This is a genomic window from Kitasatospora sp. NPDC002227 (assembly GCF_040296285.1).
GTDB lineage: Bacteria > Actinomycetota > Actinomycetes > Streptomycetales > Streptomycetaceae > Kitasatospora.
On the sequence record NZ_JBEOWY010000010.1, the window covers coordinates 27,300 to 41,286 of the forward strand.

9 protein-coding genes are annotated in these 13,987 nt (G+C 72.6%); 3 read left to right on the top strand and 6 right to left on the bottom strand.

Annotated elements, in window-relative coordinates; all coding sequences use genetic code 11:
* The first annotated feature begins 45 nt into the window (after positions 1 to 45).
* Positions 46 to 1,323, top strand: coding sequence for an MFS transporter (locus ABT095_RS11600; protein ID WP_350529151.1), 1,278 nt, complete (start codon positions 46 to 48; stop codon positions 1,321 to 1,323).
* 111 nt (positions 1,324 to 1,434) lie between these two features.
* Here the strand turns inward: ABT095_RS11600 and ABT095_RS11605 are convergent, their stop codons facing one another.
* The 3 genes from ABT095_RS11605 to ABT095_RS11615 form a co-directional block, all read right to left on the bottom strand.
* Entirely contained in the window at positions 1,435 to 2,415 is a 981-nt protein-coding gene (locus ABT095_RS11605) for an AraC family transcriptional regulator (protein ID WP_350529152.1), read from the bottom strand.
* 23 nt (positions 2,416 to 2,438) lie between these two features.
* A complete protein-coding gene (locus ABT095_RS11610; protein ID WP_350529153.1) occupies positions 2,439 to 3,362 on the bottom strand; it encodes an NADP-dependent oxidoreductase in 924 nt (307 codons plus the stop codon).
* A 120-nt stretch (positions 3,363 to 3,482) separates the two neighbouring features.
* Positions 3,483 to 4,619: a serine hydrolase domain-containing protein gene (locus ABT095_RS11615; RefSeq protein ID WP_350529154.1), complete on the bottom strand. Its 1,137-nt coding sequence runs from the start codon at positions 4,617 to 4,619 to the stop codon at positions 3,483 to 3,485.
* 132 nt (positions 4,620 to 4,751) lie between these two features.
* On the opposite strand from ABT095_RS11615, the gene ABT095_RS11620 reads away from it, so the two are divergent.
* Complete coding sequence (locus ABT095_RS11620; protein ID WP_350529155.1) at positions 4,752 to 5,348, top strand: hypothetical protein; 597 nt, start codon at positions 4,752 to 4,754, stop codon at positions 5,346 to 5,348.
* A gap of 115 nt (positions 5,349 to 5,463) precedes the next feature.
* The gene (locus ABT095_RS11625; protein WP_350529156.1) at positions 5,464 to 7,089 is read left to right on the top strand and encodes an alpha/beta hydrolase; all 1,626 of its coding nucleotides are present in this window, start codon (positions 5,464 to 5,466) and stop codon (positions 7,087 to 7,089) included.
* 24 nt (positions 7,090 to 7,113) lie between these two features.
* Here ABT095_RS11625 and ABT095_RS11630 read toward each other — a convergent pair whose 3' ends face one another.
* The 3 genes from ABT095_RS11630 to ABT095_RS11640 form a co-directional block, all read right to left on the bottom strand.
* Positions 7,114 to 7,935: a class I SAM-dependent methyltransferase gene (locus ABT095_RS11630; RefSeq protein WP_350529157.1), complete on the bottom strand. Its 822-nt coding sequence runs from the start codon at positions 7,933 to 7,935 to the stop codon at positions 7,114 to 7,116.
* Between the two features lie 106 nt (positions 7,936 to 8,041).
* Positions 8,042 to 10,894, bottom strand: coding sequence for a PKD domain-containing protein (locus ABT095_RS11635; protein ID WP_350529158.1), 2,853 nt, complete (start codon positions 10,892 to 10,894; stop codon positions 8,042 to 8,044).
* Between the two features lie 123 nt (positions 10,895 to 11,017).
* Positions 11,018 to 13,873 (bottom strand): PKD domain-containing protein, encoded by a 2,856-nt coding sequence (locus ABT095_RS11640; RefSeq protein WP_350529159.1) that lies wholly within the window; start codon positions 13,871 to 13,873, stop codon positions 11,018 to 11,020.
* Between the last annotated feature and the right edge of the window lie 114 nt (positions 13,874 to 13,987).

Sequence of the window (13,987 nt, forward strand, 5' to 3'; positions counted from 1 at the left end):
CAGACAACCCGGTTATGCTTCCCCGCGGCTTTCCAGGGGGGGATCTTGCCGTCATCACGCTTTCACCTGATCAACCGTGACTTCACCCGGTTGTGGACCGGCCAGGCCGTGTCCACCGTCGGCGACTACGTCTTCGACACCACGCTCACCCTCTGGGTCGCGACCGAGGTGGCCCGGGGCAAGCCCTGGGCGCCGGTCGCGGTGAGCGGGGTGCTGCTCTCGGTCGGGGCCGCCGTGCTGCTGGTCGGCCCGCTCGCCGGGGTGTTCGTCGACCGCTGGAACCGGAAGCGGACCATGCTCAGGTCCGAGCTGGTGCGGGGCGGGCTGGTCGCGGCGCTGCTGCTCTTCTCGCTCGCCCACGGCCTCCCGGTCGGGCTCCGGCTGGCCGGGATCTACCTGGCGGTGTTCGCGCTCAACGCGGCCGGGCAGTTCTTCGCCCCGGCCCGGTTCGCCACCGTGGGCGCCGTCGTGGCGGGCGAGGCGGACCGCGCCCGGGCCGCCGGCATCGGGCAGGCCACCACCGGCGCCGCCTCGATCATCGGGCCGCCGCTGGCGGCGCCGCTGCTGTTCACGGTGGGCGTGCAGTGGGCGATGGCGCTCAACGCGCTGTCGTACCTCTTCTCCTACCTCGCGATCCGGTCGGTACGGGTGCCGGCCTCCGAGGCGTCCGCCGGGGCCGCGCCCCGGGTGTGGCGGGAGCTCGGCTCAGGCCTGCGGTTCTACGCCGGGCACCGGCTGCTGGTCGTCCTGCTGGCCGTCTCCGTGATCACCCAGATCGGGATGGGCGCCGTCAACACCCTCAACGTCTTCTTCGTCACCGGGCAGCTCCACGCCACGAGCGGCGAGTACGGCTTCATCTCGATGGCCTTCGGCGCCGGGTCGATCCTCGGGGCACTGCTGGCCGGACGGGCCGTCGGCCTGGTCGGGGCCCGCAGCGCGGTCTGGCTCGGGCTCGTCCTCACCGGCGTGCTGGTGTTCGGCTACTCCCGGCAGAGCAGCCTGCTGACCGGTGTCCTGCTGCTGACCCTCGCGGCCGTCCCGGCGGCCGTCCTGAACACCGCCGTCAGCCCCTTGATCCTCGGCTCGACCCCGTCGGAGTACCTGGGCCGGGTGATCGCCGTCTTCAACCCCGCCAGCCAGCTGGCCGGGATGGTGTCGGTGGCGGCGGCCGGCTGGCTGGCCGCCACCGGCCTGGCGGGATTCCACGGCGAACTGGCCGGCCTGCACTTCGGCCCGGTCGACACCGTCTTCGCGGTCTCCGGCCTCCTGGTCGTCCTGGCCGGCTGCTACGCCGCAGTCGCGCTCCCGCGCCGATCCGGCTGACGGCCGGTCGCCCCAGCCGCTCGGGGGCGCGAGGAACTGCGCGGCCCGCCACGCACCTCGCCGTACCGGCGCGCGGTGGCTCAGTTGCACTGCCCGGTGGTGCACCCCGGGCTAGGCTGCGGCCAGCTGTCGGCGGTAGCCACCGGGTGGGAGGCCGAACTCGCGCTTGAAGGCCTTGTTGAACGCGTACTCCGAGCCGTAGCCGGTCCGGGCCGCGACGGTGGCGAGGGGCAGGGCGGGGTCGCGGAGCAGGTCTGCGGCGGTGGTCATCCGCCAGCGGGTGAGGTAGGCGAGTGGGGGCTCGCCCACCAGGGCGGTGAAGCGGCGGGCGAAGGTGGCCCGGGAGGTGCCGGCCCGGGTGGCGAGGGCCTCGACCGTCCAGGGGCTGGCCGGGGCCTGGTGGATCGCGGCGAGGGCCGGGGCGATCAGCGGGTCCCGCAGGGCCGCCGCCCAGCCGGCCAGGGTGTGGCTCGGTTCACCGTCGAGCCAGGCGCGCAGGACGTAGAGGAGGAGCGAGTCGACCAGCGCGGGCACGATCCCGTCCGAGCCGAGCCGGGGCCCGTCCAGCTCGGTGCGCAGCAGTTGGACGGCCGCCGTCAGCTCGGGGTGGCGGCCGGTGCCGGTCTCCAGGTGGACGACCTCGGGGAGCTGGCGGACCAGCGGGTGCGGCCGCCCCTGGTCGAGGTGGTACGCGCCGCAGAGCAGCCGGGTCGGCGCACCGTCCCCGCCGACGGTCAGGGTGCCGATCGGCGAGCCCTCGCGGAACTCGGTGACCCCCGCCCCGCCGCCGGCGCTCCGCCGTTCGCTCATCGCGACCGCCGCCTCGCCCGGCTCGGTGGGCGGTGTGGCCGGGTCGTCCGCCAGGACGTGGCCGTGGCCGTCCCGGAGGAAGACCACGTCGCCCTCGCGCAGGAGCAGCGGCTCCCACGCGGCCTCGGGCTCGAGCAGCCAGCAGCTCCCGTGCAGGACGACGTGGAACCCGACCCCAGCCACCGCGGGCAGCCGCAGGCCCCAGGGCGCCCGGCCGTCGGTCCGCACGGCGGCCGGGCGGGAGGTCCGCATCGACGCCAGCACCTCGGTGAGGATGTCCACTGCCGCCCCCTTGCGTTCCCGGCTCAGACCGTCAGGACGATCTTGCCCTGGGTGCGGCCGCCGTCCAACAGCCCGTGCGCCTTGGCCACCTCGGCCAGCGGCAGTGCCTCGGCCACCGTCGGCCGCAGCCGCCCGGCCTCGACCAGGGCGGCGAGCTCGGCCAGCCCGGCGGCGTCCGGCACCACCGAGACGCCCTCGAACCGCCGCCCCGCGGCGCGGACCCGGGCGGCCAACTCCTGGTCGTGGTGCTGCATGATGCTGACCAGCACTCCGCCCTCGCGCAGCACCTGGAGCGAGCGGTCGCCCTGCGAGGCGGAGTCGAGCACCACGTCCAGACCGCTCAGCACCTCGGTGAAGTCGGTCTCCCGGTAGTCGATCACCTCGTCCGCGCCGAGGCCGCGCAGGTACGCGTGCTTGGCCGCGCTCGCCAGAGCGATCACGTACGCGCCGCGCGCCTTGGCGATCTGCACCGCGAGGTGGCCGACGCCGCCGGCCGCGCGGTGGATCAGCACCCGCTGGCCCTCCGCCACCCTCGCCGCGCCGACCAGGCTCTGCCAGGCGGTCAGGCCGGCCAGCGGCAGCGCCGCCGCCTCCGGGTGGTCGAGCCCGGCCGGCTTGCGCACCAACTCACCCGCCGGGGCGGCCACGTACTCGGCGTACCCGCCGGCGGCCCGGGGGAAGTTCGGCATCCCGAACACCTCCTCCCCCACCGCGAAGCCGGCCCCCGGACCGACCGCCTCGACCACCCCGGAGACGTCCCACCCGAGCGTGAACGGCGCCTCCCCCAACAGCGGGAGGAAGCCCGAACGCACCGCCGCATCCACCGGGTTGAGCCCGCTCGCCTTCACCCGCACCAGCACCTCGCCCACCCCCGGGACGGGCTTCGCCGCCTCGGCGACCTCAAGCACCTCGGGGCCGCCGAACCGCTTCTGCGTCACAACTCGCATGGGACTTCCTCTTCTCGGTCGCTCTCCTTGACGACCACTACGTTAGGAAGACCGGCCGAGACGATGAATGGCCTATGGTCTCGACTTCTTGTCCCAGCGTCTCAAGCAGCCGGGCCGCGTCTACAGGCAGTCGCGGACCGCCGCCACCAGGCGGTCGGCGCGGGCGTCGCCGTGGCCGATCATCCGGTTCGCGACGTAGCCGAAGCCGACGCCGAACTCGTCGTCGCCGAAGGCGAACTGGCCGCCCGCGCCGTCGTTGCCGAAGCTGCGGGCGCCGAGCATCGGGCGGAAGCGGTCGGAGGCCAGCAGGTAGCCGGAGCCCCAGCGGGCGCCGAGATCCGGGAAGCCGGACCAGGAGGGGCCGGCGGAGAGCTCGCCCAGGGCGTCGGTCACGGTCTGCGGGGCGAGCAGGCGGGGCGAGCCGTCGATGCCGGTCGCGGCGGCGGCGTACAGGCCGGCCAGGGCGCTCGCGGAGGCGACGGCCCCGGCGCCGGGGAGTTCGGCGGTGAGCAGGGCCGGGTCGTTCCAGCCGTGCGGCTCGTCGAGGCCGGGGAAGACCAGGGCGCCGTTCATGGTGACGGTGCGGACGATCAGCAGCTCGGGGTCGAGCGCCGGGCGGCCCTCGGCGGCCGTCAGCCGGGCCAGCGTGGGCAGTTCGCTCTCCGGCAGGCCCAGCCAGGCCCGTAGGCCGAAGCGCTCGGCGACCGTCTCGCGGAAGTACGCGCCGGGCCGGCGGCCGGTGATCCGCCGCACCAACTCACCGAGCAGGAAGCCGAAGACGTGCCCGTGGTACTCGAAGTCCGTACCCGGCCGCCAGAGCGGCCGCTGCCCCTCGATCGCGCGGATCACCGGCTCCCAGGCCGTGATCTCCGCGAAGCCGAGCTTCGCGTCCAGCGCGGGCAGCCCGGCCCGATGGCCGAGCACCATCCGGGCGGTGATCTCCTCCTTGCCGCCCTGCCCGAACTCCGGCCAGTACCGGGCCACCGGTGCGTCCAGGTCGAGCTCGCCGGTCTGGGCGAGCAGATGGACGCAGAGCGAGACGATCCCCTTGGCGCAGGAGAACACCGGCACCACCGTCTCCCGCTGCCACGGCCGCCCGCTCCGCCCGTCGGCGACGCCGCCCCACAGGTCCACCACCTGCCGCCCGTCGACGTACACACCGACCGCCGCCCCGAGCTCCCCGAACTCCGCGAAGTTCGCCCCGAACACGTCCGCGACCGCCCCGAAGCGCTCGTCCGCCCAGCCGCCGTACTCCACTGCCCCACTCCCCTGTCTGATCATCGAACCGCGCCACCGTATGCACGCCAACCACCCACCCGCCAGCGGTTTACCTCGCATGCATCCGCTAGCCTCTGCGCCGCACACCAACACGGACCGACGGGAGAGCAGATGACCCAGCAGGACACGGCGGACAGACCGGAGACGGCCACGCGGTACGCGGCCGGGCCGCCGATGGGGACGAACCGGTTCGCGAGCTGGGCCCGGGTCTGCGGGCTGCTGGCGCTCGCGCCGTTGGCGGCGGTCTTCGCGGTGGTCGCCCTGGTGCAGGTGCGGCGCAGCGGGCAGCGCGGCAAGGGGGCGGCGATCGTCGGCCTGGTGGGCGCGGTGTTCTGGACGCTGGTCCTGATCGGCCTCACCGATGTCGCCGACCCGGGGGTGTCGCGGGACAGCGCCGGCGGGGTCTCGCACGCCCAGGTGGACAGCGTCCACGACCTGAAGACCGGGGACTGCTTCAAGGTGCTGGACCGGACGCCGACCGGTGCCATCAGCCGGGTGCTGCTGGTGCCGTGCGCCGACCACCACGAGGGCCGGGTGTACGCGACCCCGCTGCTCCCCAAGGACAGCCTGAGCCCCGAGACCGGCGCCGCGGAGGCCTGCCGGCAGGCGACCCCCGCCGGCATCAATCCCCTGGGCCTGATCTACCCGACGGACACCCGGGAGATGGAGGACGGGCACGCCAAGGCCACCTGCTACAGCCAGGACTGACAGTGAGCCAGGGGCGGCCCTTCACCGGCTGCCCCCAACTCCCTTGCTGTCACAGCTTGATAACGTCAGGTCAACCGGGTAGCTGTACCATTGCACATATCACATCATGCTGCCCATGAGAAAAGTCATCGCCCTGCTCTCGGCCGCCATGGCCGTCGCCGCCCTGACCGGCGCGTCCGCCAACGCCGCCTCCGACACCGCCGCCCCCGAGGACAGCGGCCAGGGCAGGCTCGTCTGGAGCTCCTGCAACGACACCGCCACCCCCGCGCTGCAGTGCGCGATGCTCGAGGTGCCGGTGGACTACGCCCACCCGCACGGCCGGAAGATCAAGATCAAGCTGAACCGGCTCCCGGCCACCTCGCCGAAGAGCAGGCAGCAGGGCCCGATCCTGCTCAACCCCGGTGGCCCCGGGGACTCCGGACTCTGGATGCCGGCCTACATCTCGGGCCAACTCCCCAAGGACGTCGCCTCCACCTACGACTGGATCGGCTTCGACCCGCGCGGCACCAACGGCAGCGAGCCCCATGTCGTCTGCGACGCCCACTACTTCGACGCCGAGCGCCCCGACTACCAGGTGAGCCAGGGCACTTCGAGGGCCTGGCTGGCGAAGGCGGCCGGCTACGCCGCCGACTGCGCGGCCGACTGGTCCTGGCTGCTGCCGCACATGACCACCGTCGACAACGCACGCGACATGGACTCGATCCGGCGGGCGCTCGGCGCCCCGAAGATCAACTTCTACGGCGGCTCCTGGGGCACCTCGCTGGGCTCCACCTACGGGCAGCTCTTCCCCTCGCACGTGCGGCGGATGGTGCTCGACAGCATCGTCGGCCCGACCATCAGCTGGTACGACCACAACGTCCTGCAGGACAAGGAGCACCAGCGCCGATTCGACGCCTTCGCGGCCTGGACGGCCAAGGCCGACGCGGTCTACCACCTGGGCACCGACCCGGCCGGCATCGAGAAGGCCTACTACCAGGTGGAGGCCGCCCTGCGGACCAGCCCGGTGGACGCCTCACCCGCCCCCGGCAAGATCGGCCCGGCCGAGTTCGAGGACACCTTCTACGCCGGCGGCTACAACTTCCTGCGCTGGCCGCGGATGGCCACCGTGCTCTCGGCCTACCTCACCCAGCACGACACCCGTCCGCTGAACATCGCCTACAACCGCTATGCCGCGCCCGGCTCGGACGACGGCGCGTTCCCCGCGTACAACGCGGCGCAGTGCACCGAGAACGCCTGGCCGCGGGACTGGGAGTTCTGGAAGAAGGACCAGGCCAAGGTCAACGCGGTCGCGCCCTTCTACACCTACAACAACATGTGGTACAACGCCGCCTGCATGTTCTGGCCCTACCAGGGCAACCCGGCCGGCCGCCTGCCCATCACCGGCAAGGGCCTGCCGCCGGTCCTGCTCTTCCAGGCCACCGAGGACCCGGCCACCCCGTACGAAGGCGGGCTGGCCATGCACGACGCCCTTCCCGGCTCCAAGCTCGTCGTCCAGACCGGCGGCAGCTTCCACGAGATCCTGTTCCACGGCAACGCCTGCCTGGACGACACCTTCACCGCCTACCTCCGCGACGGCAGCCTCCCCAAGGGCACCGGCCGGATCGCCAAGACCTGCGCCCCCGAGGCCGAGCCCACTCCCGCCTACATCACCCCGCCGCCTTCCCTGACGGCCCGAACCGCCACCGCCGCCACCCCGCTCGCCCCCACCGACCCCGAGGCCGTCCGGGGCGTCCTGCGCTGACCCCGCCCGGCGTGCCCGCCCGGCTCAGGCCGGGCGGGTGCCGGTGGCCAGCAGCGCGGCCACCGGCAGGACCACCTCCGGGCCCTCCCGGTGGAGCTCGGCGAGGCGGTCGTACTCGCGGCGGATCTTGGCGGCGGTCTCCCCGTCCTGACCCTCGATCAGTGAGGAGGTGAGGACGGTGCCGCTCAGGACGGCGTCCCACCAGCGGTCGGGCGCCACCCGGTGCGGCCAGCCGACCCGCTCGACCCGGACCTGCGCCAGGCCGGCCTCGCGCAGGAGGGTGGCGAAGGCGTCGGGGCTCGCGTAGGCGGCGAACGGGGAGGTGCCGGGCAGGTCGGCGGGCGGCAGGGCGCCGACGGCGCGGACGGCGTCGAAGAAGATGCCCTGGGCGCGGTTGTGCTCCAGGCTGTCCCAGCAGGAGAGCACCACCCGGCCGCCGGGCCGGACGGCCTGCGCCAACTCCCCTACGGCACCGGCCGGATCGGGCACGTGGTTGATCACGAAGGCGCCGACCGCCGCGTCGTACTCCCCCGCCAGCAGCTCACCCGGCAGCCCCGGCAGGGAGCCCCGCAGCACCCGCGCCCCGGGCACCTCCCGCGCGGCGACACCGACCATCTCGGCCACCGCGTCGGTCGCCGTCACCACGGCCCCCCGCGCCAGCGCGGCGGCGGCCAGCCGGCCGCTCCCGCAGCCCACCTCGAGTACCGCCGCTCCTCCCCGCACCCCCGCCGCGTCCAGCAGCCGCTCGTGCAGCCCGGCCGTCATCGCGCCGAACCCGTCGTCGTACGTCTCGCTCCGCCGCGCCCACCCGCTGCGCTCGAACTCCGCGAAGTCTGTCCCAGCCATGCCCTGCTCCTGTGCCGTGTCGACTGATCGTCGTCCGGCCGCGCCGGGTGCCAGTGTGCCACCGGGCCGCCCCCGTACGGGAGGCGGCCCGGGTGCTCACACGGACTTACTTGCTGAAGTAGCCGAACAGGTCGGCGACCACCTGGGTGCTGCCCGCGAAGTTGTAGACGTCGAAGGCGCCGTTCGTCCCCAGCGGGGTGGTCACGTGGTTCGGGACCGTGCCGCCCGCCGGGAAGTTCACGTTCGACGTCCCCGGCTTCGGCGCACCGTCCGCCCAGACCGTCAGGTAACCACCGGCCGTGGAGGCGGTGCTGGTCACGTTCAGCACCGCAGCCGTCGCACCCGCCGGAACACCCGTCGCGACCTTCAGGGACTTCCCCGCCCCCAGCGCGGTCTGCTTCCGCGTGTCCGCCAACCGCGTCGGCACGACCGGGGTGAACAGCGCGCCCGACGGCCCGTAGTAACCGAACACGTCCGCCACCACGTGCGTGTGCCCGAACTTGTTGTAGACCGACACCTTCCCGTCCGCACCGATCGGCACGACGACCTGGTTCGCCACCGTCTGACCGGCCGCGAAGTTCAGGTTCGAGGTCCCCGGCCGCGCGGTGCCGCTCGCGTACGCCGTCAGGTAGCCCCCCGCGTCGGAGCCCGTACTCGTCAGGTTCAGCACCACCGCCGTCGCGTCCGCCGGCACCCCCGCCGCACCCAGCACCTGGATCGAGGTCGAGGCATCCGGGCCCACCGCCGCCGACTTCCGGGTGTCCAGCAGCCGCGAAGGCGCCACCGCGTCGAAGCTCGAACCGGTGTCGTCCTGGTAGTAGCCCATCGCGTCGACCACGACGTCCGTGGTGCCCGAGAAGTTGTACACCGTGACCTGGACGTCATTGCCGGTCGGCACGGTCACCAGGTTCGGCACCGTCTGCCCGGCCTTGAAGTTCACGTTCGAGGTCGCCGGGCGGTCGGTGCCGGACGGGTAGACGCTCAGGTAGCCGGCCTGCGAGGGGTTCACCGCCGTCACGTTCAGCACCAGCGCCGCGGGGGACGCCTGTGGGTGATCTTTCAGGTACGGCAGGCGCAGGGTGGTCGACTGGCCCGGGCCGAGGGTGCGGAGGTTGTAGTAGTCGGGCACCCTGGTGTCCAGCACGCGTGTCGGTGTGATCGGGGTGAAGCGCAGCCGGCCGTACCCGACGTGCACCTGCTTGCTGACCGTAGCCGTCCGGCCGCCCTCGTCCTTCAGCGTCGCCGTGACGGTGTAGTCACCGGGCCGGAGGTACGTATGGTAGGAGATGCTGTTCCGGTTCACGGGAGTACCGTCGCCGAAGTCCACTCCCGCGATGCTGACCCGCCACGGGCTGACGGTGTGGCTCACGTCGACGGCGTAGGTCAGCGGCCCGGCCGAGGTGTGCGGGGCCGATACCACCTGGAGGTCCGGCACCAGATCACCCGGCTCGTTGACCTGCACCGGGGTGTAGGCCTGGCCGGAGACGGTGGAGTCCGGGCTTGTACCGCGGGCGGTGGCCGCGACCCGGTAGCTGCCCTTGGTCCGGTACACGTGCTGGACCTTGGCGTCCGTGGTGACCAGCGGGTCGCTGCCGTCGCCGAAGTCGTACGTGTAGGTCGTGGTGTCCGGCCAGTGCTGCTCGACCGAGGCCGTGACGGTCGCCGTCAGGGGGTACGGGCCGTAGTTCGAGGTGACACCGACCGCCAGGTAGCTGCCGTACTCCTCGAGCTCCGCCGCGCCCCGGTCGAAGTAGCCCGTACCAGTGCCGGTGTTGGCCGCTCCTAGAGCGTCCACCCGGGGGCGGCCGTACAGATCCGTGGTCAGCTCGCCGGGGGCCGAGGCATCGGCCGAGTCCGTCGAACCGGAGGCCTCCGTCGGCGCCACCGAGCAGTTGACGCAGTTGGACGCGATCCCCAGCGGGGCGGCCGGCTTTTCCCGCAGGTCGTGCGCGCCCTGGCCCGTGGCGGTCGAGAATTCCCCCGGCTGCTGGTAGGTGGTACCGGCCCATGAGTATGCCGTGCCGGTGTCGGCCGGGTAGACCGAGTTGTAGTCGGCCTTCGTGCCCGCCACGGAATCGGCCGAGACCGAGAGCTCGACCGGGGCCGGCGGGGCAGGATCGAACTGGCCGGAGTAGGCGATCACGTTGTTCTCCACCACGGCGTGGTCGGAGTGACCGGCCAAGGTGACACCCGAGGGGTGGCCGGCGAGCACGGTGTTGCTCGTGATCACCGTCCCCGGCGCGTCCGTGACGCTGATGCCGCCCTGCTTCCAGGACACCGTCACCGCATTGGTGGTGATCGTCGTGCCCGACACCCCTGGGTCGACGACGACACCTCCGCCCACGCCGCCACCGATCGTGTTCCGGCTGACGACCACACCACTGCTGGCCCCGGTCACCCGGACCGCCGGGCTGCCGGAGGGGACTGCCGGCGGCTGCACCGGTGAGCTGTAACTGCCCACACTGGCCCGGGCGATCTTGTTCGCGTCGAGCGTCACCCGCTCGGAGTCCTTCACCAGGAAGGCCTCCGCGGCGACGTCCTCCGTCCCGAAACCCTGCACCGTGACGTCGTGCACGTGGTCCAGGACGAACGTGCTCGCCCGGCCGGGCCGCGCGTCGATCGGCTTGGTGACCACCATGGTCGGTCTGGCCGCCTTGATGACGATGGGCTTCCCGGGCTCGCCGGACTGCCGGACCGTCACCTGCTCCTGGTAGGTGCCGGTTGCCACCGAAACCGTCTGGCCCGGCTGCACCGCGTCGGCGCCCTCCTGCACTGTGCAGAACGGCTGCGCCTGGCTGCCGGGGCCGGAGTCCGAGCAGTGCGCGGTGGCGGAGTTGTCCACGTAGAGCGTGGTGACGTCGGCGGCGACGGCGGGCAGCGTCAGGCCCCCGCCGGCCAGGCCGGTGGAGGCCACGACGAAGGCGGCGGCCAACTGACGGCGTCTGCGTACGGATGACACGGTGGATCCCCCCAGAGATCAGTGAGGGAGCGAACATACCGTTCGTGTCCGCCGGATGTGCGAGAAGGGTGGCCGTCCAAGTCCTGGACCGCCACCCTTCCTTGAGGTTTGTCCGGCTACGGCCTACTTCGAGAAGTAGCCGAACAGGTCGGCGACGACCTGGGTGCTGCCCGCGAAGTTGTAGACGTCGAAGGCGCCGTTCGTCCCCAGCGGGGTGGTCACGTGGTTCGGGACCGTGCCGCCCGCCGGGAAGTTCACGTTCGACGTCCCCGGCTTCGTGGCACCGTCCGCCCACACCGTCAGGTAACCACCGGCCGTCGAAGCGGTACTCGTCACATTCAGCACGGCGCCCGTCGCACCCGCCGGGACTCCGGTGTTCACCTTCAGGGTGCCGCCCTGGCCCAGGGCGGTCTGCTTGCGGGTGTCGACCAGGCGGGTCGGGACGACCGGGGTGAGGAGCGAACCGGTGGGGCTGTAGTAGCCGAAGACGTCCGCCACCACGTGGGTGTGGCCGAAGCGGTTGTAGACGGAGACCTTGCCGTCGGCGCCGATCGGCACGATGACCTGGTTCGCCACCGTCTGACCGGCGGTGAAGTTCAGGTTCGACGTCCCGGGCCGGGTGGTCCCGCTCGGGTAGGCGGTCAGGAAGCCGCCCGCGTCCGAGGCCGTGCTGGTCAGGTTCAGCACCACCGCAGTGGCGTCCGCCGGCACACCGGCCGCACCCCGCACCTGGATCGAGGTCGAGGCGTCCGGCCCCACCGCCGCCGACTTACGGGTGTCCAGGAGCCGCGAGGGCGCCAGGGCCGTGAACTTCGAGCCGTCGCCGGCCTCGTAGACGCCCAGCAGGTCGACCACCAGGTCGGTGTCGCCCGAGAAGTTGTAGACGGTGACGGCGTCCGAGCCGCCGGTGGGGACGGTCACCAGGTTCGGCACCGTCTGACCGGCCTTGAAGTTCACGTTCGAGGTCGCCGGACGGTCGTTGCCGGCCGGGTAGACGCTCAGGTAGCCGCCGCTGTTGGGGTTCACCGCCGTCACGTTCAGCACGGCCGCGTCCGCGTGCGGGTGGCCCGCCTGGGTCGGGATGTACACCGTCGCCGACTGGCCGGGGCCGAGCCGCTGGAAGCCGCCGATCCGGCTCGCGCTGCGGGTGTCGAGCAGCCGGGTCGGGGTGGTGGGCGTGAAGCCGAGCTGGGTGTACGCGACGTGCACCACCTGCTTGGCGGTGGCCGTGCGGCCGCCCTGGTCCTTGACCGTGGCGGTGACGGTGTAGTCGCCGGGCTGCTGGTAGGTGTGCCGCGTCTGGTACGAGTAGGGGCTGCTCGTGCCGTCGCCGAAGTCGATCCGGTAGTCCGTGAGGTAGTACGAGCTGGTGCTGTGGCTCAGGTCGAAGGCGTAGCCGAGCGGGCCGTAGCCCTCCTGCCGGGGCGCCGGGGCGATCCGCAGGTCCGCCACCAGGTCGGCGGGGTCGACGACGCTGATCGGACCGGCCGAGGCGCTGATGCCGGTGTTCGCGCCGGTGCCGTTCGCGGTGACCGTGACGTGGAACTCGCCGTTGGTCAGGTACTGGTGCTGCACCTTCGCGTCCGTGGTGACCAGCGGAGTGCTGTTGTCGCCGAAGTCGTAGGTGTAGGTGGTGGTGTCCGGCCAGTTCTGCGCCGCCGTGGCGGTGACGGTCACCGTCAGCGGGCGCGGGCCCTTGCCGAAGTCGACCCCGAGGTCGAGCCTGCTGTACGCCTGGAGCTCCGCCGCGCCGCGGTCGTGGAAGCCGTTGGCGCCGTTGGCCGCCTGCGGGTCGTCCACCCGGGGCTTGCCGAACAGGTCCGTGGTCAGCTCGCCGGGCGCCGAGGCGTTCGCCGAGTCCGTCGAGCCGGAGGCGGCGGTCGGGACGACGGAGCTGTTCATCGCGCCGTCGAGCAGGAACTTCGGGGCCTCGCGCAGGTCGTGGGCCCCCTGGCCGGTCGCCGTGGCGAAGTCGGCGGGCTGCTGGTAGCTGTCCGGGCCCCAGGTGTAGGCGCTGCCCATGCCGGTCGGGTACAAGGTGTTGTAGTCCGCCGTGGTGCCCGGGGTGGAGTCGGCCGAGACCGAGAACTCGGTGGCCGTCGGCTCCTTGTCGAGGCGGCTGTAGGAGTCCGCGACGACGTTGTTCTCCACCGTGGCGTCGTGGGAGCCGCCGGTCAGCACGATGCCCGCGGCGCCGCTGCTCGCCACGGTGTTGCTGGTGATCACGGTGTGCGGCGCGCCCGTGACGCTGATGCCCGCACCCTTGCCGGTCATCGCCCGTCCGTTGGCGGTCACGGCGTTGGTGGTGAGGACGGCGCCGGTGACGCCCGCGTCGACCGCGATGCCGCCGCCGTTGCCGCCGCCGATCCGGTTGCGGCTGACGGTGATGTCACTGCTCGCCCCGGTCAGCCGGATCACCGGGTTGCCCCCGGGGACGGTCGGCTGCTGGCCCTGCGGCGCGAAGTTGCCCCAGCCGGCGCCGTCGACCTCGTTGGAGTCGAGCGTGATGCCCGAGGAGTCCTTGACCAGCACGGCCTCGGCCGCCGTGTCCCCCAGGGCGAAGCCCTGCACGGTGACGTCGTGCACGTGGTCGAGCACGAAGGCCCGCGCCGTCTCCGGCTTGCCGTAGTAGGCGAAGACGCCGACGTACGGGGAGTCGCCCCGGGTCGGCACGCCCTTGATGACGATCGGCTTGCCCGGCGCACCCGAGTTGTGCAGGGTGACCTGCTCGGCGTACTGGCCCTTGCCCATCGCGACCGCCACGGTCTGGCCCGCGTGGGCGGCGTCGGCGCCCGCCTGCACGGTGCAGAACGGCTGCGCCTGGCTGCCCGGACCGGAGTCCGAGCAGCCGGCGACGGAGTCGTCCACGTAGAGGGTGGCGGCGTCGGCCACGGCGGCCGCGGGCAGCGTCGCCATGGCCGAGACCAGGCCGGTGGAGGCGACGACGATGGCGGCGGCGAGTCGGCGTCTGCGGCGCATGGATGACACGGTAGGTCCCCCGTTGAGCGGATTTTCACGACAGAGAGAGAACAGGTGTAGCACCCGCTCCGCCGGGCCCGGTCAACGGGGTCGTCTCGATCTTGCGAACATCTG

Excerpts from the sequence above, each read along its gene's own strand:
- ABT095_RS11610 (WP_350529153.1), bottom strand. The coding sequence starts at position 3,362 with ATGCGAGTTGTGACGCAGAAGCGGTTCGGCGGCCCCGAGGTGCTTGAG.
- ABT095_RS11620 (WP_350529155.1), top strand. The coding sequence starts at position 4,752 with ATGACCCAGCAGGACACGGCGGACAGACCGGAGACGGCCACGCGGTAC.
- ABT095_RS11625 (WP_350529156.1), top strand. The coding sequence starts at position 5,464 with ATGAGAAAAGTCATCGCCCTGCTCTCGGCCGCCATGGCCGTCGCCGCC.
- ABT095_RS11630 (WP_350529157.1), bottom strand. The coding sequence starts at position 7,935 with ATGGCTGGGACAGACTTCGCGGAGTTCGAGCGCAGCGGGTGGGCGCGG.
- ABT095_RS11640 (WP_350529159.1), bottom strand. The coding sequence starts at position 13,873 with ATGCGCCGCAGACGCCGACTCGCCGCCGCCATCGTCGTCGCCTCCACC.